25 protein-coding genes and 1 pseudogene are annotated in these 22,267 nt (G+C 63.4%); 8 read left to right on the top strand and 18 right to left on the bottom strand.

Translation table 11 applies throughout. The annotated features are described in order from the left end of the window. The 8 genes from VNZ93_RS17495 to VNZ93_RS17460 all read right to left on the bottom strand — a co-directional run. The coding region (locus VNZ93_RS17495) for a hypothetical protein (protein ID WP_325707938.1) at positions 1–336 on the bottom strand (336 nt) is incomplete at its 3' end. An 84-nt stretch (positions 337–420) separates the two neighbouring features. Next, a complete protein-coding gene (locus VNZ93_RS17490; protein WP_325707935.1) occupies positions 421–1,041 on the bottom strand; it encodes a Maf-like protein in 621 nt (206 codons plus the stop codon). A gap of 102 nt (positions 1,042–1,143) precedes the next feature. After that, positions 1,144–1,602, bottom strand: coding sequence for an arsenate reductase ArsC (locus VNZ93_RS17485; RefSeq protein ID WP_325707932.1), 459 nt, complete (start codon positions 1,600–1,602; stop codon positions 1,144–1,146). Between the two features lie 7 nt (positions 1,603–1,609). Continuing rightward, positions 1,610–2,092: a UPF0262 family protein gene (locus tag VNZ93_RS17480; protein ID WP_325707928.1), complete on the bottom strand. Its 483-nt coding sequence runs from the start codon at positions 2,090–2,092 to the stop codon at positions 1,610–1,612. Between the two features lies 1 nt (position 2,093). Continuing rightward, positions 2,094–3,389, bottom strand: a complete 1,296-nt coding sequence (hisD, locus tag VNZ93_RS17475; RefSeq protein ID WP_325707925.1) for a histidinol dehydrogenase — start codon at positions 3,387–3,389, stop codon at positions 2,094–2,096. Positions 3,390–3,613: 224 nt separating this feature from the next. Continuing rightward, a complete protein-coding gene (gene smc, locus VNZ93_RS17470; protein WP_325707922.1) occupies positions 3,614–7,084 on the bottom strand; it encodes a chromosome segregation protein SMC in 3,471 nt (1,156 codons plus the stop codon). Positions 7,085–7,415: 331 nt separating this feature from the next. Next, complete coding sequence (locus VNZ93_RS17465; RefSeq protein ID WP_325707919.1) at positions 7,416–8,075, bottom strand: DsbA family protein; 660 nt, start codon at positions 8,073–8,075, stop codon at positions 7,416–7,418. A gap of 101 nt (positions 8,076–8,176) precedes the next feature. Further along, a complete protein-coding gene (locus VNZ93_RS17460; RefSeq protein ID WP_325707916.1) occupies positions 8,177–8,650 on the bottom strand; it encodes a DUF721 domain-containing protein in 474 nt (157 codons plus the stop codon). A 27-nt stretch (positions 8,651–8,677) separates the two neighbouring features. Between VNZ93_RS17460 and mutY the strand changes: the two genes are divergently transcribed. Next, on the top strand, positions 8,678–9,778 hold the full coding sequence (gene mutY, locus VNZ93_RS17455) for an A/G-specific adenine glycosylase (RefSeq protein WP_325707913.1): 1,101 nt from the start codon (positions 8,678–8,680) through the stop codon (positions 9,776–9,778). 57 nt (positions 9,779–9,835) lie between these two features. On the opposite strand, the gene VNZ93_RS17450 is transcribed toward mutY, so the two are convergent. From VNZ93_RS17450 to VNZ93_RS17440, 4 genes are all read right to left on the bottom strand, one after another. Next, positions 9,836–10,459, bottom strand: a complete 624-nt coding sequence (locus VNZ93_RS17450) for a hypothetical protein (RefSeq protein ID WP_325707910.1) — start codon at positions 10,457–10,459, stop codon at positions 9,836–9,838. Between the two features lie 145 nt (positions 10,460–10,604). Next, positions 10,605–10,802: a DUF3551 domain-containing protein gene (locus tag VNZ93_RS24940; protein ID WP_414710107.1), complete on the bottom strand. Its 198-nt coding sequence runs from the start codon at positions 10,800–10,802 to the stop codon at positions 10,605–10,607. A 72-nt stretch (positions 10,803–10,874) separates the two neighbouring features. Then, positions 10,875–11,450 carry a ferritin-like domain-containing protein gene (locus VNZ93_RS17445; RefSeq protein ID WP_325707907.1) on the bottom strand — a complete coding sequence of 192 codons (576 nt, stop codon included), beginning with the start codon at positions 11,448–11,450 and terminating at the stop codon, positions 10,875–10,877. 104 nt (positions 11,451–11,554) lie between these two features. After that, positions 11,555–12,148 carry an HdeD family acid-resistance protein gene (locus tag VNZ93_RS17440; RefSeq protein ID WP_325707904.1) on the bottom strand — a complete coding sequence of 198 codons (594 nt, stop codon included), beginning with the start codon at positions 12,146–12,148 and terminating at the stop codon, positions 11,555–11,557. A gap of 219 nt (positions 12,149–12,367) precedes the next feature. Between VNZ93_RS17440 and VNZ93_RS17435 the strand changes: the two genes are divergently transcribed. From VNZ93_RS17435 to VNZ93_RS17425, 3 genes are all read left to right on the top strand, one after another. Then, positions 12,368–12,718 (top strand): RidA family protein, encoded by a 351-nt coding sequence (locus tag VNZ93_RS17435; protein WP_325707901.1) that lies wholly within the window; start codon positions 12,368–12,370, stop codon positions 12,716–12,718. A 137-nt stretch (positions 12,719–12,855) separates the two neighbouring features. Continuing rightward, on the top strand, positions 12,856–13,284 hold the full coding sequence (locus VNZ93_RS17430) for a DoxX family protein (protein WP_325707898.1): 429 nt from the start codon (positions 12,856–12,858) through the stop codon (positions 13,282–13,284). Positions 13,285–13,352: 68 nt separating this feature from the next. After that, positions 13,353–14,588 (top strand): PLP-dependent aminotransferase family protein, encoded by a 1,236-nt coding sequence (locus VNZ93_RS17425; protein ID WP_325707896.1) that lies wholly within the window; start codon positions 13,353–13,355, stop codon positions 14,586–14,588. Positions 14,589–14,621: 33 nt separating this feature from the next. Here the strand turns inward: VNZ93_RS17425 and VNZ93_RS17420 are convergent, their stop codons facing one another. Genes VNZ93_RS17420 through VNZ93_RS17410 form a run of 3 tightly spaced genes read right to left on the bottom strand, consistent with a single transcriptional unit; the run spans position 14,622 to position 16,738 of the window. Then, entirely contained in the window at positions 14,622–15,158 is a 537-nt protein-coding gene (locus VNZ93_RS17420) for a hypothetical protein (protein ID WP_325707893.1), read from the bottom strand. Continuing rightward, a complete protein-coding gene (gene grrM, locus VNZ93_RS17415; RefSeq protein WP_325707891.1) occupies positions 15,155–16,297 on the bottom strand; it encodes a cyclophane-forming radical SAM/SPASM peptide maturase GrrM/OscB in 1,143 nt (380 codons plus the stop codon). Before grrM ends, VNZ93_RS17420 begins: the two co-directional genes overlap by 4 nt. A 3-nt stretch (positions 16,298–16,300) precedes the next feature. Continuing rightward, positions 16,301–16,738 carry a hypothetical protein gene (locus VNZ93_RS17410; RefSeq protein ID WP_325707888.1) on the bottom strand — a complete coding sequence of 146 codons (438 nt, stop codon included), beginning with the start codon at positions 16,736–16,738 and terminating at the stop codon, positions 16,301–16,303. Positions 16,739–16,991: 253 nt separating this feature from the next. Between VNZ93_RS17410 and VNZ93_RS24935 the strand changes: the two genes are divergently transcribed. Beyond that, positions 16,992–17,183, top strand: a complete 192-nt coding sequence (locus VNZ93_RS24935) for a YodC family protein (protein WP_414710106.1) — start codon at positions 16,992–16,994, stop codon at positions 17,181–17,183. Between the two features lie 16 nt (positions 17,184–17,199). Here VNZ93_RS24935 and VNZ93_RS17405 read toward each other — a convergent pair whose 3' ends face one another. Continuing rightward, positions 17,200–18,330: a site-specific DNA-methyltransferase gene (locus VNZ93_RS17405; protein ID WP_325707885.1), complete on the bottom strand. Its 1,131-nt coding sequence runs from the start codon at positions 18,328–18,330 to the stop codon at positions 17,200–17,202. Positions 18,331–18,561: 231 nt separating this feature from the next. On the opposite strand from VNZ93_RS17405, the gene ypfJ reads away from it, so the two are divergent. Together ypfJ and moaB are read left to right on the top strand one after the other, a co-directional pair. Continuing rightward, the gene (ypfJ, locus tag VNZ93_RS17400) at positions 18,562–19,476 is read left to right on the top strand and encodes a KPN_02809 family neutral zinc metallopeptidase (RefSeq protein WP_325707882.1); all 915 of its coding nucleotides are present in this window, start codon (positions 18,562–18,564) and stop codon (positions 19,474–19,476) included. 172 nt (positions 19,477–19,648) lie between these two features. Then, positions 19,649–20,212 carry a molybdenum cofactor biosynthesis protein B gene (gene moaB / locus VNZ93_RS17395; RefSeq protein WP_325707879.1) on the top strand — a complete coding sequence of 188 codons (564 nt, stop codon included), beginning with the start codon at positions 19,649–19,651 and terminating at the stop codon, positions 20,210–20,212. Between the two features lie 77 nt (positions 20,213–20,289). Here the strand turns inward: moaB and VNZ93_RS17390 are convergent, their stop codons facing one another. Then, positions 20,290–21,084, bottom strand: coding sequence for an SDR family oxidoreductase (locus tag VNZ93_RS17390; RefSeq protein ID WP_325707876.1), 795 nt, complete (start codon positions 21,082–21,084; stop codon positions 20,290–20,292). 302 nt (positions 21,085–21,386) lie between these two features. Here VNZ93_RS17390 and VNZ93_RS17385 point away from each other — a divergent pair, with 302 nt between their 5' ends. Further along, on the top strand, positions 21,387–21,836 hold the full coding sequence (locus tag VNZ93_RS17385; protein ID WP_325707873.1) for a hypothetical protein: 450 nt from the start codon (positions 21,387–21,389) through the stop codon (positions 21,834–21,836). Between the two features lie 97 nt (positions 21,837–21,933). Here the strand turns inward: VNZ93_RS17385 and VNZ93_RS17380 are convergent. Then, positions 21,934–22,267, bottom strand: a pseudogene (locus VNZ93_RS17380) (hypothetical protein); the annotation flags it as partial.

Below are 22,267 nucleotides of genomic sequence, written 5' to 3'. Positions count from 1 at the left end.
AACTCCGAGTCCTTCCACCTCCAGTTCGACGGTATCGTTAGGCTCCAGGAATCTCATCTGTTGCAGCCCGCAGCCGTTGCCGACGTGCCGGATCCAAGGAACTCGCCGGGGTAGATCCCGCGTTCGAACGCATTCGGGGTCGCTCGCCTCACGCGCCATCAAACGGCCGAAGCGGGCTTGCTCGTCGACGAGGCGAGCCGCACCATCGGCAGAACCAGCGCCAACGTCGTGCTTCGTGATGGACGGGCACGCAACCAACATCAAAGAGATGGAATCGATGCCGGGGCTCGCTCTCACCGAGCGCGGCACGAACCACTCATGGAGCGTGCGCGACAACGAACCCTGCGTCCTGGCCGCGGTGCTGGTGAGTTCGAATCCGGTCGGCGAGGCGCACTAGCATCGCCGCAACGCAGCTCGCACTCAGGCGTTTAACCAGCCGAAATGGACCGGAAAGCCCTCGCCCTGAAGCAGCGCGAGGGTCTCATAGAGCGGCAACCCGACGACGTTGGTGTAGGAGCCGACGAGCTTCACCACGAAAGTGCCGGCGAGCCCCTGGATGGCGTAACCGCCAGCCTTGCCGCGCCATTCGCCCGAGGCGAGATAAGCTTCGATATCCTCGCTGGAGAGCCGCTTGAAGCGGACCCGCGTCTCCACCATCCGCTGCCGGAAGCTCTCCTTGGGAGTCACCATGCAGACCGAGGTATGGACGCGATGATTGCGCCCCGACAGAAGCCGCAGGCACTGCCCGGCTTCGTCGAGAAGTTCCGCCTTGGGCAGGATGCGCCGGCCGACCGCCACGACCGTGTCGGCGGCGACGATGAAAGAGCCGCGCAGTTCCTCGTTCAACCGCACAGCTTCCAGCGCGGCTTCCGCCTTGGCCCGGGCGAGACGCGTCGCGCAGGCGCGCGGCAGCTCACCCTTGTAGGGCATCTCATCGACGTCCGCGGGCTGCAGGGCGTCGGGCTCAATCCCGGCCTGGTTGAGGAGCGTGAGCCTGCGGGGCGAACCGGAAGCAAGGACGAGTTTGGGCCGGCCGATCATGGGATGGTGCGCGGTTAGGGAAAGCCCGGCGGACGCGGGAAACGCCGCGAATGGGGCGCAAGACCTATCGGAATCGGGCGCTTTTAACAACCGTACTGAACGTCAATCCGCCATCCGCCCCGGCCCGCCGAACCGCTCCAGGATCTTGTCCATCAGCTGATCCCGCACGGCCCGATAAGCCTCCAGCTTCTGCTCCCGGGTGTCTCCGACATCGCTCGGGTCCGGGGTCGGCCAGTATTCGACCTCGGCCGCGAGGGTGCGTGTCAGGTCCAGCGCCTTGTGATGCGCCTCCGGCGACAGCGTGACGATCAGGTCGAAATTCAGCCCTTCCCAGTCCTCAAGCTCCTCGAAGGTCTGCGGCTTGTGTTTGGAGATATCGAGCCCGATTTCGTCCATCACCGCGGCCGCGAACAGATCCGGCTCCCCCGTCTTCACGCCGGCTGAGCCCGTATAGATTCGCTTGCCGAACAGATGGCGGAACAAGGCCATGGCCATCGGCGATCGGATCGAATTCATACCGCAGGCGAATAGGACGGACTGCGGCCGTGAACCGGGCTGCATCGCGCGTTCAGCCCTTCCAGTGCAAGACGCAGATCAGGGTGAACAGGCGTCGCGCGGTGGCAAAGTCCATGTCTACCTTGCCGTTCAGCCGCTCCTGCAGCAGGTTCGAGCCTTCGTCATGCAGACCGCGACGCCCCATATCGATCGCCTCGATCCGGTCCGGCGTCGCCGTGCGGATCGCGGCATAATAGCTGTCGCAGATCATGAAATAGTCCCGCACGATCTTGCGTAGCGGCGACAGCGAAAGCAGATGCGCCACCACCGGAGCGCCGTCCGGCGTCCGGATGTCGAACACAAGGCGATTGTCCGCCATGCTCAGATGCAGCGCGTATTTGCCGACATCCTGGCCGACCGGCTGAAAGGAATTCTCCTCGATCAGGTCATAGATCGCGACCGCCCGCTCGTGCTCGACGTCCGGACCGGACCGCCCGATCGACTCCTCATCGAGCGTCACTGCCACGAGCTTCGATGCGGAGGGCGCGTCCGTCATCTCATCGCCTGTTCAACCGGATCGCGACCGAACGTGCATGCGCTCCGAGCCCTTCTGCTTCGCCAAGGGCGATCGCAGCGGGACCGAGCGCGGCGAGCTGATCCGGACCGCATTTCAGGATCGAGGTGCGCTTGACGAAATCCAGCACGCCGAGGCCCGAGGAAAACCGTGCCGAACGCGCCGTTGGCAGCACGTGGTTGGAGCCCCCGACATAGTCGCCGATGGCTTCCGGCGTATATCCCCCGACGAAGATCGCCCCGGCATTGCGGATCTTGCCGATCAGGCTTTCTGGATCGGCCGAAATCAGTTCGAGATGCTCGGGCGCCAGCGCATCGACCAGCGGGATCGCCTCGTCGAGATCGCGCGTGAGAATGGTCGCACCGAAATCGCGCCACGAAGCGCCGGCGATCGGCGCACGCGGCAGCGTCTTGAGCTGCGACATCACGGCGGCTTCGACATCGTCGGCAAGCCGCACATCGTTCGTGATCAGGATCGACTGCGCGGCCTCGTCGTGCTCGGCCTGCGCGAGAAGGTCCGCCGCGATCCAGTCCGGATTGCCCGTACCATCCGCCAGAACCAGCACTTCGGAAGGTCCCGCAATCATGTCGATGCCGACCTTGCCGAACACCTGCCGCTTGGCCGCGGCGACATAGGCGTTGCCCGGCCCCACGATCTTGGACACCGGCTTTATCGTCCGGGTGCCATAGGCCAGCGCCGCGACAGCCTGTGCGCCGCCGACCCGGTAGATCTCATCGACCCCACCGAGCTTCGCGGCCGCCAGCACCAGCGGATTGATGACGCCGTCCGGCGTCGGCACCACCATCACAATGCGCGGTACGCCCGCGACCTTCGCCGGCACGGCGTTCATGAGCACGGACGACGGGTAAGCCGCCGTGCCGCCCGGCACGTAGAGCCCGACCGCCTCGATCGCCGTCCAGCGATGACCCAGTTCGACGCCGAGCGCGTCGGTGAAGCGGTCGTCCTTCGGCTTCTGGCGGATATGGAAGGCCTCGATCCGGTCGCGCGCGAGCTTCAGCGCATCCAGCGCCTGCGGGTCGCACGCCTTTTCGGCGGCATCGATCTCGGCCGCGGTCACGCGCAGGCCAAGCTTGCCGAGGTCCACCCGGTCGAACTTCCGGGACAGGTCGATCAGAGCCTCGTCGCCCCGCGCGATCACATCGGCCACGATGCCGCGGACGGCTGTCTCGACGTCGGCTGAGACTTCCCGCTTGGTGGCGAGGAACTCCTCAAATCGCGAGGCGAAATCGGCGCTGCGGCTGTCGAGACGGATTGGCATATCGTCGTGATGACGCGCGGAACCGGGCGCGTCAACAGAATCGCTGTAATGGCGCGACGGCTCTATTCCCCTCCCCCCGCGAAACGGCGGGGAGGGGTCGCGGGTGGAGGGCACTTTGCCAAATCCGGCCCCTCCCCCGATCTCCTTCGCTAACGCTCAGTCGATCGCCCCTCCCCCCGCTTCGCGGTGGGAGGGAAAAGAGAGAGGTCTGCGTCCGTGACGGACTAGGCCGCCCCGGCCTGCTGGTCGCGAATGGCGACCGCGGCTTCCAGGTCGACCGACACGAGCTGGGAGACGCCGCGCTCGGCCATGGTCACACCATAGAGCCGGTTCATCCGCGCCATGGTGATCGGATTGTGCGTGATGATGACGAAGCGCGTGTCGGTAATGCGGGTCATCTCTTCAAGCAGGTCGCAGTACCGCTCGACGTTGTGGTCGTCCAGCGGCGCGTCCACTTCGTCCAGCACACAGATCGGCGCAGGATTGGTGCGGAACACCGCGAAGATCAGGGCCATCGCCGTCAGCGCCTGCTCACCGCCCGAAAGGAGCGAGAGCGACTGGAGCTTCTTGCCCGGAGGCTTCGCCATGATCTCCAGCCCGGCCTCGAGCGGATCATCGCTTTCGATGAGCTGCAATTCGGCTTCGCCGCCACCGAACAAACGCGTGAACAGTTCCTTGAAGTGGGAATTCACCACTTCGAACGATGCCAGAAGCCGCTCGCGCGCTTCGCGGTTCAGGTTCTGGATGCCCTGGCGCAGCCGCTTGATCGCTTCCACGAGATCATCGCGTTCGGTCACCAGCGAAGTGTGCTGAGTCTCGACCTCGGTCAATTCCTCTTCCGCACGCAGGTTGACGGCGCCAAGCCGCTCACGCTCACGCCGGAGCTTTTCGAGATCGGCCTCGACCTCCGCGACATCCGGCAGCGTCGTGCCTTCGGTGATCTCGGCCAGGGCCGCAACGCCCTGCGGCTCGACTTCCAGCATCTCGCGGATTTCGTGCTCGATATCGGCGACGCGACGGCGCGCGCCTTCGCCGCGCTCTTCCGCGCGGCCCAGTTGCTCGCGGGCGGCGCTGAATGCTTCGAGCGCAGCACGCGCGGCACTGTTCGCTGCCGACGACGCGCGCTCACCCTCGGCAAGCCTGTCGCTTGCCTCGCGCTTGGCTTCTTCCGCGTTCTGGACCTCTTCGAGCAACGCAATCCGCCTGTCCTCGAACAGCTGCGGCGCATCGACCAGGCTGTCGCGCTCGGTCGTTGCTTCCGTGAGCCGCGCCTCCAGGGCTGCAATCTGCTTGGCGGTCCGCTCCTGCGTATCGATCCAGGATTGCTGCTCGCCCGCGATCGCTTCGAGCCGCTTCTTGGCGAGTTCGGCTTCGCGCGTCAGCGCCTGCGCCTCTGCACGCACCTCCGCGACCTGAACGCGGCGCGCGGAAATCTCGTTGCGAACCTCTTCGAGACGCGCCTCGAGCTCGGCCGTGGGCTGCAGTTCGGACAAGGCGTGCTGCGCCTCGGCAAGTGCGGCGGCAGCCTCGTCGCGGTTCGCACCGAGGCGGGTCTGCGCTTCGGTCAAGGCCGCACGGCGCGTGGTGATGTGAGTGAGTTTGCGCTCGGCCGCGGCGTGACGTTCACGCGCCTCATTGGCCGCACGTTGCAGCTCACGTCCGCGATTGCGGGCTTCCGCTTCCGCAGCACTTGCGGCCTTAACTTCAGCTTCCGCCTTGTTCACGATCTCGCGCTTGGCTTCGGCATGCGCGCGTGCCGATTCAAGCTCGGCCTCGATTTCGGCGAGACGATTGCGTTCGGCGAGCCGGCGCGCCGCACCGGTCGGGGCGTTCGCGGCAACCGCGAATCCGTCCCAGCGCCAGAGATCGCCTTCGCGCGATACCAGTCGCTGACCGGGCTTGAGCAGCGGGACGAAACGGTCTGCATCCGCGCGCTCGACGAGCCCGATCTGGCGCAGGCGCCGGTCCAGCTCGGCCGGCGCGTTCACGTGATTGGTCAACGGCTCGACGCCTTCCGGCAGCATCGGATCGGTCGGATCGACCGCGGCTCCCGCCCAGCGCATCGGCGCACGAGGATCGGCGGGCGCTTCGAGATCGTCACCGAGCGCTGCGCCAAGCGCAGTCTCATAGCCCTTTGCGACGGTGAGATTATCGATCACCGACGGCCACAGGCTGCCGGAATCCACATGCAGCACCTTGCGCAGCGTGCGCGCCTCGGTCTCGAGACGGCCCGCGCGACGCTCGGCTTCGGCCAGCGGCTTGCGCTCGACGTCGAGCGCCTGACGCGCGGCGGAATGCGCGGCCTCGGCGCGCAGCGCCGCCGCCTCGCCTTCACTCACCGCTTCCTGCGCAGTCTCGACCGCCTGCAGAAGCGCCTCCAGATCGGGCCCGCCTTCGTTTTCGGCGTCGATCTTCGCGAACTCGGCGACGACATCGGCGATATCGCGCTCAAGACGCGTCAGCCTGTCAGTCTGTTCGCGCGCGGCGCGCTCCAGTGTATTGCGACGTGCCGTCAGATCGGCGAGCGCACCCGTGACCTCGCTGAAATTCCGTTCGGATTCGGCGAGCAGCATATCGGCTTCGGCTACCCGCTCATTCGCATTCGTCCGCTTGCTTTCGCCGGCCTCCAGATCGCGCCGCAGCACGGCGGATTCCTCGGCCAGACGCGCAAGCGCAGCCTCTGAATCCGTTGCAAGCTGCCGTTCGCGCGCAATGTCCTCGTTGAATTGCACGAGCCGCTGCGCCAGTTCCGCGATACGCTCCTTGGCACGCGCTTCCTCGCGGTCGAGCGCCTCACGCGCAACGACAAGTCGCTGCAAGGCAGCGCCAGCGCGCGCTTCGGCCTCGCGCAGCGGCGGCAACGCCGCCGCCGCTTCGTCCTGAACCCTGGCAGCTTCGGTCTGTGCCAGCGTGGCCGCAGCGACCTCGCGCAAACCGGCATCGCGCGCCTGCTCGGCCGCAGCAGCCTCGGTATTCGCATTCATCCAGCGCAGGTGGAACAAGGTCGCTTCCTGCTTGCGGATCTGCGCGGACACGGTGCGGTAGCGCACGGCCTGACGGGCCTGACGCTTCAGCGCATCCATCTGCGAGGCCAATTGCCCGATCACGTCTTCAAGGCGCTGCAGGTTTTGCTCGGCGGCGCGCAGCCGCAACTCGGCTTCATGACGACGCGCATGCAGACCGGAAATGCCGGCCGCCTCTTCCAGCACGCGACGGCGCTGTTCCGGCTTGGCCTGAATGATCTCGCCGATACGGCCCTGATGCACGAGCGCGGGAGAGCGTGCGCCTGTGGACGCGTCGGCAAACAGAATCTGCACGTCGCGCGCACGCACTTCGCGTCCGTTGATGCGATAGGTCGAGCCCTGCTCGCGCTCGATCCGGCGCGCTACTTCGAGGGTATCGACGTCGGCATAGACCTGCGGCGCCTTGCGTTCCGAATTGTCGATCGCCATCGACACTTCGGCGTGGTTCCGGGCCGGCCGATTGGTCGAGCCGGCGAAAATCACCTGGTCCATATCGGTCGCGCGCATGGACTTGTAGGAATTCTCGCCCATCACCCAGCGGAGCGCTTCGACAAGGTTCGACTTGCCGCAGCCGTTCGGCCCGACAACGCCAGTAAGACCGGGTTCGATCAGGAAATCTGTGGGCTCAACGAAAGACTTAAAGCCAATCAGCCGCAGTCGCGTCAGCTTCATTTGCTGGACTTCTTCTTTCCTTGCCGGTGTCGCCGGCGCCCTTTTCGGTTCAAAGAGCGAATCGTCAAAACGCCCCAAATTGGCCGGGAGAATGAGGAAGGCACCCCCGAAGGGCAAGCCGAAATCCGGGTTTCCCCCAAGCCACTGGAATCGCGAAAAAATCAGTGTTGACGGCGAAAATTGGGGCTTGCAGAGGCTTTTTCAAGGTGCCTGTTGCCACGCCCATGTAGGCCCGCGGAACCTGAGCGACCGCGCCGGGCGAATTCGGCACGCAAACAAAAAGCGCGACCGCAGAGCGGTCGCGCTTTTTTCCGGAAGAAAATTTTCCGCGTCAGCTCTTCAGCAACGGCTCAAGTTGCTTGTCGAGTTCGTCGATCGTGAGCGTGCCGCGGAACAGCTTGCCGTTGATGAAGAAGGTCGGCGTCGAGTTGACGCCGAGCTTCTCGGCGCCGTGGGTGCGTACGCTTTCGATGGCTTCCAGGACCTTCTGATCCTTCAGGCAGGACTCGAAGCTGTCCTTGGTGAAGCCCGCTTGCTGGGCGAGCGCGAGCAGCGGCGGGATCGGGTTCTGCACCACCCATTCCTTCTGCTTGCTGAACAGCATTTCTACCATGGCGTGGTATTTGTCGTTGCCTGCGCAGCGCGCCAGCATGAAGCCTGCGGCCGCAAGCGGATCGAGCGGGAATTCACGCAGGATGTACTTCACCTTGCCGGTATCGATGTATTTCTTCTTCATCTCCGGATAGGTGGTGTTGTGGAAGTTTGCGCAGTGACTGCATGTCATCGAGGCGTATTCGATGATCGTCACCGGCGCGTCGTCCTTGCCGACCACGACATCACCGAGGGGACCTGCCTGGGCCAGATCGGCCGGGCTGACAGCCTGCTGGGCCAGAGCATCGCCGACCAACGCAAAATCTCTGCCGAATGGCAGCGCGAGCATGGCCGACAATGCGGCGGCCGCTGTGACGAACTGACGGCGGGTGATGAGCACTGAAAACTCCTGCGGCTGATCCGGCAAATTCGGCGTCTGGGCTATCCTGTCATGGCCGATGTGGCAATGGCGCGGCCATTCCGCCACCTCGGCCTTTGGCGTCACTTTCGCTTGATGGCGGCGCCGAGCCGCGCAAGCGCATCCTTGAGCGCGGGATCGGTCTCGCCCGGCAGCGTTTCGGCAATGGATTGAACGGCGTGCGGATCGAGCCGCCGGTCCGGCCTGGGCGGGACACGGCGCAGCGGCGCCTGCCGGATGGCGATCTTGCCGATCGCGGCAAAGCCGAAATAGCGGTTCACCCGCTCCAGAATCACGTGCGACATGTGCTGGATCTCGATCGCAGCGGGTCCGTCGACGCGCAGCACCAGCGTTCCGGGCTGGGAGGGCTGGCCGTCTGGAACCTTCTGCCACTGGATTTTCAACGGTTCGGCATGCGCCGCGACATCGTCGCCGACGATGGCGGACCAGCGGACCACAAGCTCGGACGACGAGAAGCCCTGCTTGCGGAAAGCATCGGCAAGCAGCGCCCCGGCAATGTCCGGCAGTGGACGGGCGGATCGTCGTGGCTTGTTCAAACGGGGCGCCTCTGTCACACGAAGGGTATGACGCTAGCAAAGCGCGGGGCGCGGAAAAAGGCCGAAGAATCAGCCGATTGCGCGAGGCCTTTGGCATCGGCCGCGGCGCTGCTCGCCTGGTATGACCGGCACCGGCGCAGGCTCCCCTGGCGCGTGGAAAACGGAGAAAGGCCGGACCCGTATCGCGTCTGGCTGTCCGAAATCATGCTGCAGCAGACCACCGTCAAAGCGGTCGGACCCTATTTTGGTCGTTTCCTTCAGCGCTGGCCGACAGTGACCGATCTCGCCGCGGAAAGGCTCGAAGAAGTGCTGAAGCTCTGGGCGGGCCTAGGATATTACGCCCGTGCTCGCAATCTTCACGCCTGTGCTCGCGCGGTCGTACAAAATCACGGCGGCATTTTCCCGCAGACCGAGACGGACCTCCTCACCCTGCCGGGAATCGGCGCCTATACCGCCGCTGCCATCGCCGCGATCGCCTTCGACCGCAAGGCGACGCCGGTCGATGGCAACATCGAGCGGGTCATCGCGCGCCTCTATGCCATCGAGGAGCCGCTGCCCGGATCGAAGCCGCGCATTCGCGCGCACGCCGCGACGCTGACGCCGGACCAGCGGCCGGGCGACTTCGCGCAGGCGATGATGGATCTCGGCGCCACCATCTGCACGCCCAAAAAGCCGGCCTGCAGCCTCTGCCCCTGGAGCGAACCATGCGTGGCGCGCAAGCGCGGCGATCAGGAAACCTTCCCGCGCAAGACACCGAAAGCCGAAGGCAAGCTTCGGCGCGGCGCGGCCTTTGTAGTCACCCGCGCCGATGGCGCGCTACTGGTGCGCACGCGGCCGGACAAGGGGCTGCTGGCCAGGATGACCGAAGTACCGACCACGGCATGGACGCACGACTTTGATGACGCGCTGGCGCTCACGGATGCGCCACTGAAAGCGAAATGGCATCGCGTCGCCGGCGTCGTCTCCCACGTCTTCACGCATTTCCCGCTCGAACTCGCGGTTTTCCGAGCCCGCGTTGCAAACACTGCGCGCGCTCCCAAGAGCATGCGATGGATCACAGCCGACGAGATTGAGGGCGAAGCTTTCCCCAACGTGATGCGCAAGGTGATTGCGCATGCGAACAGCTAGGCGCCGCTGGCAAAATTCCCACCTGCGATACGATATGATCTGCGCTGCACGCGCGCATCACGGCCGCGCGACGCAGGCCACCTGAAAGCGGGCGGCGCATTGTTGCGGCTTATGCGCCTCGCTGCCGATGCGCGGCGCGAACAATCGCGCTCCCGCCAGCCAATCCAGATCCGGATGTGGAACGAACACGGCGCCGATCAGCCACTCGCCGGGCGCGTTCAAGGTCCAGTGTATCGCCCATAACCGGCCGTCTACCGACGATCGCGCGTAAGCGAAGTTGCTGCGTCCGTCCGTGTGACTGTCGCCCTGCCGTCCGAGCGCGATGAGACCGTGTATCGTTGACAGCGACATGGCGATCCTGTCTTCACCGCCGATCATCGCAATCAACGTCGCATCGTCGGTTGACCGCCCGAGCGTCCATGTATCAACCGGAGGCCGGCGATCATCGACCTCGACAAGAGGATAGAAATATCTCTCGAAATTGAAGCCCACCGCGCCGACTGCATGGTCGCCGATCCGGGCGCCGATCGCGAAAGCCGTCGCGGCAACGAACCGCCCGGAATTTGCGTGCGGCCGTTCTGCTGAGTCGACGTCAGCCAGACCATCGCCGTTTGCCGGACTGCACATCAGCGCGGCGATGACAAAGACCAGAAATCGATATCGCAATCGGCGGTACGGCATGACGCGTCACCCGAAGCGTTGCGTCTCGCCACCTCTTTAAACTACGCACGCCGGGCCGACTGTGAGCGGTCTCACATCCGGTCAAAGAAACGCGGGCCTGCTGCCAGCTGAAAAAAACCGGCCGCTGGCCTGACACCCCAACTCATCACCGCCCGTAGCGCGGATTGCGCCGACAGACGCCACCCGTTCCATGGGCGGCTTTCCGGCATTGCTCGAATGTATGGTATAGGCACGCTTGGCCGCCGGTCGGGCCGCGCAAACACCATTTCGTCTGGGGACGCGCCCTCGCCGCCTCCGCGGGATCGGGAAGCGCCACTACTGCAACGGTCATGAGCGCGGCCATCAACAGGCCGCTCTTTGCCAGTCCGAACATTCGGCGTAACTCCCCCTCGCGACGCAGCCTTTGTAAACGGCGCTAGCCGATCACCGGTATGCCGATCATCGCTTCTTCCAGCTTCTCTTCGACCGTCAGCGGCTTCGGCTGACGCGCCAGCGCCTTCTTGTTGATCTTGCGCTTGGCGATGTCGTTGAGCTTCTTGTCGGTCGCCTTCTCTTCCTTGAGATTGTCGAAGAGCAGCTTCGATACTTCGGTGTGACCGAGCAGCTTGGCCCACGACGTCAGCGTACCATAGCGCGTGATCTCGTAATGCTCGACCGCCTGCGCCGCCGCAATCAACGCCGCATTCAGCACGACCTGATCGCCGACGTCACCCGCGATTTCGTTCGCCTCATCGAGAATGCCATCGATCGCCGGGCATTTGTGAGCCTGTGGCGTGCGCTTGATCTTCTTGAAGACGCGGTCGAGCCGCTTGATCTGAGCCCTGGTCTGGCGAAGGTGCGTCTGGAAGGCACGCTTCAACTCGGCGTCGGAGGCCTTTTCGATCATGGTCGGCAGCGCGCGCTCGATCTGCTGCTCGGCATAATAAATGTCCTGCAACGAATGGACGAACAGATGCTCCATCGTCTCGATGTCGTCGGAAAACCAGCCCATCGCGGAGGCTCCTTCAAGTCCGTGTCTTCGAGATCCATAAGGAGTGCATCGGTCTTCAGGTGCCCGGCGCGACCGTGAGCCGCGCCGGTATCTGAACTGCACCGTCAGGCTTTCGCGGTAGCGGACGGCTGCGGCGGCGTGTTGGCGCTCTCACAATGGATCGCCGCGGTGATAAGCGCGACGCCGGTAAACAGCAGATTGATGCCGACCAGAAGGCCGAGCACCCAGATCGCGCTGCCCGGCAGACCGGCGAGGATGATCACGCCAAGCGCGAAATCGACCAGCGCGGAAAACAGAACCCAGCCCCAGGCCTTCGGGATCACGTTGCGATAGTGGAAGGCCATGACGCCCTTGCTCACTCCGGTTGCGAGCAGATAGGCCACGAGGATGATCGTCAGGGTGAGGACGCCCTTCACCGGATTGAACAGGATCACGCCGCCCGCCAGCACGCACAGGATGGCGGTGATCAGATTCCACCAGAAGCCCGGCGAACTCGGGCCGGACTGGAAGACCGATATCAGCCCGAAAATTCCGCCGGCGATGAGCAGCCAGCCGACCGTGATGGCGGTCGCGAGCGTCGCGATACCGGGCAGGATGATGGACGCGGCGCCCAGCAGGATGAGGATCACACCGTAGATCTTGAACCACAGCTTGAACTTGCGCAGGGTCTCGGGATCTACCGAAAAAGCTACTGGCATTGTCGCCTCCGTCGCCATTGAATGTCGCCTCATGCTAGCAGCATTCGGCCTGTCCCGACACATGCCGGCAAGGCAAGCCTGCGAAGCTTTTTAACAAAGGATGACCGGCGACGACGTGATCTGTTGCAATTCCTCCGCCGCTGCCGCAGGAAGACCCGTCAACGGGAGACCTCTCGCAAGGAGATCTGCCGCAATGCGAGATGAGATACGAGGAATCCCATGAAAATTGAACGTCACGAAGTCGGACCGCGGATGAGCCAAATCGTCATTCATGGCGACCGGGTCTATCTCGCGGGCGTCGTCGCGGAGAAGAACGCGGGCAAGAGCGTCACCGAGCAGACCAAGGAAATTCTCGCCACCATCGACGGCTATCTGGCAAAGGCCGGCACCGACAAGTCGAAGCTGCTGACGGCCAATATCTGGCTCGCGGACATGGACACCTTCGCCGAAATGAATGCGGTATGGGACACCTGGGTGTCGCCCGGCAACACGCCTGCGCGCGCCACCGTTCAGGCGCGACTCGCCGCTCCGCAATTCACCGTCGAGATCATGGTCACGGCGGCGAAGTAAGAACTAATTCACGATCGAAGTCGGATCTTCGATCAACGAACGGTGAATGACCCGCCTCCATTTGGTCGCAATATTTTCCGTTCTAACGGCGCGCGCGAAATCGTTTTGCGCGCGCTTTTCTTTTCGGGGACTCTGAAATGCCGACAATGTTCGTACGCCTGCTCGACCAGGGCTGGTTCTTTCTGCTTGCCCGCATCATCCTGACCTTCGCGTTCTGGGGCAGCGGACTAGCGAAGCTCATCGACTTCAAGGGCGGCGTCGCCGAAATGGCGATGTTCAACCTGCCGCATCCCGAACTGATGAATATCCTGACGATCGTCACCCAACTTGGCGGATCGCTTCTGATCATTCTCAATCGCTGGACCTGGCTCGGTGCCGGCGCGCTCGCGGTGTTCACATTGCTGACGATCCCGCTGGTCCATCACTTCTGGTCGCTGCCGGAGCCGCGCTCGATTCAGGCGTTTCACACCGCGACCGAGCACATCACCGTCATCGGCGCACTGATGCTGGTGTCCATCCTGTCGCGCTATACCGGCGGCGCGGGCAACGGCCCCAAACGGAGCTGAGCGCGATATTGCGGCATCTCGATCCTCCTTCTACCGTCGCGCCCTCGCCACCGGGAGAACGAATCGAGATGTCCGCTTTCGACTTCACGCCGCTGCTGCCACCCGGATCCCCCCCGCCCGCAGCGAAATGGACGGGGTCTCCCAAATACAATTTCACCGGCGGCAACAACGATCCTGCGCAGGTGCCGGTCGATGGCCTTATGGCCGCGGCCGACGCCGTGCTGCGGCGCGAAGGACAAAGCCTCGCCTATTACGGTGTTGCCAACGGCCCGCAGGGCTACAAGCCGTTGCGGGACTTTCTTGCGGCGAAGCTGAGACGCGATGCGGCGATTGCCTGCACCGCCGACGACATCCTGCTGGTGTCCGGCTCGCTGCAGGCTTTCGATCTGATCAACGGGGCGCTGGTCGCACCGGGTGAAACCGTGATCGTCGAGCGCGACACCTATGGCGGCATGCTGAACCGCTACGCGCGCGCGGGCATCAAAGCTGTCGGCGTGCCGCTCGACAAGGACGGCATGCGGATGGATGCGCTCGAAGAGACGCTGACCGCGCTTGCCGCAAAGGACATTCGCGCGAAATACATCTACACGATTCCGACTGTCCAGAATCCGACTGGCACAATCATGCCGATGGATCGCCGCGAAAGACTGCTGGCTCTTTCGGAAAAATTCGGAGTACCGATCTTCGAGGACGATTGTTACTCCGACCTGATCTGGAGCGGCGGGCGCGCACCCGCGCTCTATTCAATGACCAAGTCCGGCAACGTCATCCATATCGGCTCGTTCTCGAAATCGGTCGCACCGGCCCTGCGCGTCGGCTTCATCGTTGCACCCTGGCAAATTCTTTCGCGCATGATCGCGCTGAAAGTCGATGCCGGTTCGGGCGCGCTGGAGCAGATGGTCCTCGCGGAATATTGCACGCCTCACTTTGAGACCCACGTGCCGGACCTGCGGCGCGGCCTGCGTAAGAAGCTCGAGGCATTGATGGACGCTCTCGAGGAGCAGTTCGGCACCGCAGCCGAGTTCGACGATCCGCCCGGCGGGATCTTCCTTTGGGTGAAGCTTCCCGACCAGGTCGATACAATGAAGCTGTATCAGTCCGCGCTCGCCGCAGGCGTGGCGATCAATCCGGGACCGGAATGGTCGACCGACGCCGCGCATTCCGGGAGCCGGATGCGGCTGTGCTTCGCGAGCCCGACCGAAACGGAAATCCGTGAGGGGATCGCAATCCTTGCCGATATCTGCCGGAAGGAATTCGGCGTGCCGCAGCGCAGCGGCAATATCGAGCGGCGCAAAGCGCGCTAATGGGGCAAGGCGCGTGGCCGTGCGCGCAAAGCGCTACGCGGTGGCGAGACAGATCGCCAGCAGCACATTCAAATCGTCGTTCGCGGGCGGCACGACGTCCGCGGTCGATCCGGAAGCCATCCGAACTCCTTCTCCGGAGTTCAGGCGAAGCCTGAGTTGAGGCCATGCCAGCTCGACGGGGTCTTCGCCAAAATTGACGAGAGCCCAGACGTCGTCCGTGGTCAGCTGTCCGGCAGCGTCCTGAAGAAGAAGTTCGCACACCGAGTCGTTCGGTAGCGGCAACTGCTTGAATCTCAGGAATTCTGCCAGATCGTAGGAAAAGCTTACGAAGTCGCCGCTTCCTTCCACTGCTTCCTGGTCCAGCATCATCCAGAAGCGGCCGCGCAGGTGCATCGGAACTGTGAACAGACAGGCGCATGCGTCGCCGCCTTCGGGCGGTTCGCTCAACGTCAGGGCCGTCACTTCATCCGCGTTCGCAGCCCGCCAGCCGTCTCCCTCGGCGACGAGCAACCGATCCGTCCATGAGCCCTTCAATTGGAAATTCGGCGCGACCGCAAACGACACCGTCACGTCATCGCCCTAAGTCGTTCGAACTTGTCGAGTGCAACGTCGAAGGTCGCCTTCTTGTGCATCCGACAGGACAGCGTTTCCGTCGTCGCGAAGTCGCCATTCTCGAAATACTTGTTGCCGGGCGGACCGCCGCCGCAGAACGGAAAATAGCGGCAGCTTTCCCTGCACAGATCCACGCCACGGCGGATCTCGTCATCGAGGGCAAGGAAGCGCGGCATCGTCAGGATCGATTCCAGAGAATCCCGCGCTACATTGCCGAGCGCGAAGCTGCCGAGCCGCGGGCTGCTAAGGCCCAGCAACTCGGGCGAATAAGTCGAGAAATTGCCCTCGCAGTCGACATTGAGGATGCCGAAGGGTCTGCATTCCTGCGTTCGCCGGTCATCGAGCTGTTCGCGGCACGCGATCGAACTGCGCGACGTCTCGAATTCGCGCACCCGCAGCGGCGGGTCCGACGCGAGTGCAAGGTCCATGAAGCGCGAATAGAAGCGGCGGAAGCGCGGCTCCATCCCGGTGCCCGCGAGCGAGGAAGTGACGTGCGGCCCCTCGATCTCCTCCACGTTGAACGCGACGTCCGTGATGCCGTGCTCGATATAGAAATCGAAAAGTTCGTCGGGATAGTCCAGCGACGCCGACGTCAGCACCGTAATGACATCGAAGAAGATATCGTGCTCGCGCAGCACCTGCATGCCGCGCAGCACGCGATCGAGCGTCCCACCACCGTTTCGGGTGGTACGATTGCGGTCGTTCAGGAACTCGGGGCCGTCGACGCTGACGCCGACCTGGACATTGCGGCGACGGATGAAGTCGCACCAGTCCTTGTTCACCAGGGTGGCGTTGGTCTGAAAGGACTGGGTGATCTCGAACCCGCTGGTGTTGCGGCTTTCGAGCAGGACGGTTGCCTGTTCATAGAACGACGCCGGCAGAACCATCGGCTCGCCGGCATGCCACAGTAATGTGAAGGGTTGTCGGATCAGACCGGAGGAAAAGACCCAGTCATAAGTCTTTTCCAGCGTCTCAAGCGTGATCTTCCGCTTGTCCAGCCGGTTCGGAAGATAGCAATAGGAGCAGTCAAGATTGCAGAACGGCGTCGGCTGAATAACGAGCAGTTCCAGTGGACCGACGTGGTCGGCAGCAATCATGCTCTAGTGGTTGCGGAATGCGTTGCGGAAGCCGCCGTGACCGCCGCCGCCGTTGCGGAAACCGCCATTGCGGAAGCCGCCACCATTACCGAAGCCGCCATTGCGGAAGCCATTCCGGAAACCGCCATTACCGAACGGCGCGTTGAGGAAGCCGCCGTTACGGAAACCACCGCCGTTGCCGAAGCCTCCAACGCCAGGGAGGTTCACAAATTGAGCATGCGCCTGACCGGCCGGGCCAACGACGTCAGCCGCCTCCAGTTCCGCAGCGCGCGCCTGGACATCGATATCAGCCGGAAGGGCACCTTCGACCGGCGCGTCGGGAATACTGGCGAGCGCGGTGCGGGCGATGACAACAGTACCCACTGTGGTAGCGGCGCCCCCTGCCAGGGTGCGCAACAAGGCACGGCGTGACAGCTTTTCCATGGCGATACCGCTTTCCATTTCGCTGCCCTTCCCGGTGAAAGGCGCGACATACTAGCGTCTAATGGCCTGGGAACCTAGCGATTAATGGGCATGGAGACAAACACCGCAAGAGGGCGGTCATGGGGACCGGCAAAGATACCCGATAGGGTGAGCGTCCGCCGCCACTCAAAGGGGCGCCTCGTAGGTCCGCCGGCGATAGACAAGCGAGCCGACGCGATGCGAGGCTTTGTGCAATACCGGCAGCAACGATTCGATTTCGGAGTGGACCTTAGTGGCAGACACGCAATTCAAGCCGGGCGATATCGTCAGCCTGCGGTCCGGCGGTCCTCTCATGACCATTGCCATGGTCGATGGACAGACGGCCTTTTGCGAATGGTTCCGCGACGACCAGGAGCCGCAAAGCAGATCGTTCGCCCTCAGCAGCCTGAGACACGTCGAGCAGCGAAACGACGCGACGCAATAAGCCGGTCAGAGGCCGGCTAAGCGTCCATCTCCGCCCGCACCTTGGCGCGCAGATTGTCGATCGGGGTGAGCCCGCCGCGCGTCTCGACGTGCCAGAAGGTCCAGCCGTTGCAGGCTTCGAGTCCCTGCGCGAGCGCGCCGATGCGATGGATCGAGCCGACCTTTTCACCGAGCATCACCGCGCCGTCGGCCCGCACCAGCGCCTTGTGACGCTTCTTGGAGTCGACGAGGCTGACACCGGGCGTGATAAGTCCGCGTTCGATCAGTGCGGTGAACGGCACCCGCGGGGCTTCGCGCGCGGTCACGAACGGAGCGATCGAGGGCGCCTCCAGCGGCGTGACGGCAGCGATCCGCTTCATTGCGGCTTTCGCATAGGTGGGATCGCGCTCGGTGCCTACGAACCGACGGCCGAGCTTGGTCGCCACGGCACCTGTCGTACCGGTACCGGTGAATGGATCGAGCACCAGATCGTCCGGCCGCGACGCCGAGAGAATCACGCGCGCCAGCAATGCTTCCGGCTTCTGGGTCGGATGCAGCTTCTTGCCGTCGTTACCCTTCAGCCGCTCTTCTCCGGTGCAGAGCGGCAGCGTCCAGTCGGAGCGCATCTGCACGTCGTCGTTGCCGGCCTTCAGCGCCTCATAGTTGAACGTGTAGCCTTTGCCGCCCGGATCGCGCGCGGCCCAGATCATGGTCTCATGCGCGTTGGTGAATCGCCGGCCGCGGAAATTCGGCATCGGATTGGACTTGCGCCACACCACATCGTTCAGGATCCAGAAGCCGAGGTCCTGAAGGATCGAGCCAACGCGGAAAATGTTGTGATAGGAGCCGATCACCCAGAGCGTGGCGGACGGCTTCATCACGCGCTTGCAGGCGGTCAGCCATGCGCGCGTGAACTCATCGTATTCCTTGAACGAGGAGAACTTGTCCCAGTCGTCGGTGACGGCGTCGACCTTCGAGTCATCGGGACGCTTCAGATCGCTCTGCAGCTGCAGATTATAAGGCGGATCGGCGAAGACGAGGTCGACGCACTCGGCCGGCAGCGTCGCAAGTTGTGCAACGCAATCGCCCACGAGCACACGTGGACCTTTTTCAACTTCTGGAGTCATACGGGGCGTCCGCTTGGACGCCCCGCGACGCGACTCTACCATGATACAGAACTCTGACCCTGGCGACGCTGTCGGTGACGCGGGACCTACAACCGACGTTCCGGATACTGATGGCCCAAAGTAAAAATCTCCTTAAATTGCAATGACTTTGAGAGGCTAGCTTTTACCTCCGGCAACAACCATTTGGTAACGAAACATGTGAGCGCCTCCGGCGTTCAGAGCCGTGGACGAACGCGATTCGATCGGCAACACTGCCGGTCTCAGGAGGGACGGATGCGTTGGGATGATTTCCGCCGCAGCGACAACATCGAAGATGTGCGTGGCGAAGGTGGCTTTGGCGGCGGTGGTGGCTTCCCGATCCCGGGTGGTGGCGGCGGTCTTGGTATCGGCACCATCATCGTCCTCGGCCTGATCGGATGGTTTCTCGGAATCGATCCGCGAATCCTGATCGGCGGCGCCGAAGTCTTCCAGGGACCGAGCCAGCAAACCCAACGCCAGGCGCCAGCTGCGAAGAAGGGTGTGCCTTCGGATCAGCAGGGCGATTTCGTCGCTGCCGTCATCGGCTCAACCGAAGACGTGTGGTCCGACATCTTCCGCGCCAACGGGCAGACCTACCGGCCGGCGCGACTTCGCCTTTATTCCGGAGCGACCCCGGGCGGCGCATGCGGCATGGCGCAATCGGCAATGGGGCCGTTCTACTGCCCGCCGGACAAGCGCATCTTCCTCGACACCGCGTTCTTCCGCGAGATGGAGCAGAAATTTCGCGCCTGCAGAGGCAAGCAGTGCGAATTTGCTCAGGCTTACGTGATCGCGCACGAGGTCGGGCATCACGTGCAGAACCTGCTCGGCATCCTGCCGCGCGCACAGCAGATGCAGCAGGCGGCCGGCAGCAAGGCGCAAGCCAACAACATTCAGGTACGTGTCGAATTGCAAGCCGATTGCCTCGGCGGCGTGTGGGCCAATCACGCGCGGCGCAAGAAGGACTTCATCGATCCGGGCGACATCGAAGGCGCGATCGGAATTGCGTCGGCGATCGGCGACGACCGGCTGCAGAAGCAGGCGACCGGGCGCGTCGTGCCGGATTCCTTCACTCACGGTTCGTCCGAACAGCGCGTGCGCTGGTTCAAGCGTGGCTTCGAGAGCGGCCGCGTCTCGGATTGCGACACCTTCCGGACGGCGACTTTGTAATTCAACTTGACCTCTCCCTGAAAGGGGGAGGTCGGTCCGCGAAGCGGACCGGGTGGGGGTCAATACGGCAATCAGCTATTCTGGGATTGCGCCAATGACCCCTCCCCGATTGTCATCGCAACACGATGACAATCGACCCTCCCCTTTCAGGGGAGGGAAAAGGAAAAATAGCATGCCCGGCATCGACGAATCCCGAAGCTTCATCCCGCTCAATATTGCGGTGCTCACGGTTTCCGATACGCGCGAGCTTGCCGACGACAAATCCGGAACGACTCTCGTCGAACGGATCGAAGCGGCGGGCCACAAGCTCGCCGCACGCGCGATCGTCACCGACGACGTGGACAAGATTCGCGCCCAGGTGAAGGCGTGGATCGCCGATCCGGGCGTCGATGTCGTGATTTCGACCGGCGGCACCGGCTTCACCGGGCGCGATGTGACGCCGGAGGCGCTCGAGCCTCTGTTCGAGAAGCGGATGGACGGCTTCGCGACCCTGTTCCTGATGATCAGCCACGCCAAGATCGGGACATCGGCGATCCAGACGCGTGCAACCGCCGGCGTCGCGGGCGCGACTTATATCTTCTGCGTCCCCGGCTCGCCCGGAGCCTGCAAGGATGCCTGGGACGGCATCCTCGTGCATCAGCTCGATTACCGTTACCGGCCGTGCAACTTCGTCGAGATCATGCCGCGGCTCGACGAGCATCTGCGCCGGCCGAAGGCACAGGGGGCGACGGTCTAACCCTCATCATTGCCGGACCCGCGAAGCGCTTCGCACCCACGAGGTCGTGGCACCTCTGAGTCAGCACGCGCGGCGCATCACCCGATACTTCGCAGCAATCCGCCCTCCACGCGCAACGCTGCGCCTGTCGTTGCCGACGCCTCCTTCGAGCACGCGTAGACTACCATGTTGGCGACCTCGTCGACCGTGGCGAGTCTTCGGATGATCGAGGTCGGACGATGCTGCGCTATGAAGTCCTTCTCCATCTGCTCGTGCGAAACGCCCTGCTCCTTCGCCATCTTGCCGAAGAATTCGACCACGCCCTCCGATCGCGTCGGTCCGGGAAGCACCGAGTTGACCGTGACTCCCGTTCCCGCGAGTGATTCCGCAAGACCGCGCGCGACCGCGATCTGCGCGGTCTTGGTCATGCCGTAGTGGATCATCTCGAGCGGGATATTGAGGCCCGATTCCGAGGAAATGAAGACGATCCGCCCCCAATCTTTTTTCTTCATGCCGGGAATGTAGGCGCGCGACATCCGGATTCCGCTCATCACGTTGGTTTCGAAGAAGCGCATCCAGTCTTCGTCCGGAATGTCCTCGAAGGCCTTCGGCTCGAAGATGCCGAGATTGTTGACGAGAATATCCGCCTGCGGAACCCGCCTGGTGAAGGCTGCGACACCGTCCGCATTCGAAAGATCCGCCGCAACACCTTCGACCTTTGCCTGCGGCACCTGTTTCTTCAGCGTTTCGACCGCCTGTTGCACTTTCGCATCGGCGCGCCCGTTGATCACGACGGAGGCGCCGCTCCCCGCGAGACCCTTCGCAATGGCAAAACCAATTCCGCCGGTCGACCCGGTCACCACCGCATGCTTGCCGCTCAGATCGATATTCATAAGACGGTTCCTGTTTCAGCCCGGCCAGGTTGATTGGGGATCGCATCGCACAAATAAAAGCCCGTTTCGCATCAACGCGCCGTGAACGGCAACAACGCAGGTTCACAAGCGGCAAATTTCGTCGCCGCCGCGCGTTCGGATTTTGCTTCGGCCGCACGAACTTTCGCGGCCCCTCCGCACTTCAACAAGCGGTGATACCGCTTCGCGCGGCTTCCACAATCACACGATTGCCGCGCTCGACGGTTACCATCGATCCAGTAGGACAACCGCATCGGCTGTTCGCAGCAAGAAGGATGTCTTCCATGTGCGACTATAGTCTGCACCAGGTTGCCTCGCGCCCGGCAAAAGTGGGCGACAAGGTCAGAAGCGTGACATTCGAAGCCTCGATCACTGGCGGCTTTGCGACCGCCAGCGAGCCGGATGTGGCGATCTGCATGCGGCCCGGCACCGAGATCGCGTTTGACAACGACGTTGTCTATTCGCAGGGGTTCGGCCTGCTACCGCCGCGCTTTGGCTATGCCACGATCCCGCACAGGGTGGCGCGCTTCCGGCAGATCAACATGCATCGGCCGAACGTGCATCACGATGCGCTGGAATTTCCGGACGGGCAGATCGTGCTTGTCACGATGCTGCGCGAGGGACAGACAGCGACCGTGCTGCAATTGCCCGCCGACCCGGAGCAGAAGCCGGCGGCGCCGAGCGTGACGACAGAGACGACCCAGACGACTCAAGAAGAGCCGTTCACGGCGTAAGGTCGTTTTCGCTCGCCCGATATCGGGTGGCGAACATCACATCGAATCCCGCTTCCGCGGGCGGGATCGATGTGTGTCAACGAAGATCAAGCAACTGTCAGGGCTCGCCGGCCGTCATGATCCCTGTCCGCAATGTCGCCAACCGGCGCTTGCGGATGCGGTGAAGCAATTCACCCTCCGGATCCGGCCCGTCCCGGTAGCCGCCGAGCCTCCGCAGGAATGCCTTGCTGATGACAAGACCTTTCGCCGGATCGAGACTCGCACGGCGCGCTCGCCACAGCGCGATCACGGCGCGCAGCATCGACTCGTGTCCCTGCGGACGCGCGGCCTCGCTGAAACAGGCCGCGATATCCGAGGACGCGCGGTCAACGAATTGCTGGACGTCCGCGACCCATCCCGGCTCCAGCACGGCGCCCGCCGCGATCACCATC

The organism is Pseudorhodoplanes sp. (assembly GCF_035565795.1).
Classification (GTDB): domain Bacteria; phylum Pseudomonadota; class Alphaproteobacteria; order Rhizobiales; family Xanthobacteraceae; genus Pseudorhodoplanes.
Note: the sequence above shows the minus strand (reverse complement) of the source record. Positions and strands in the feature narration are given on the sequence as shown.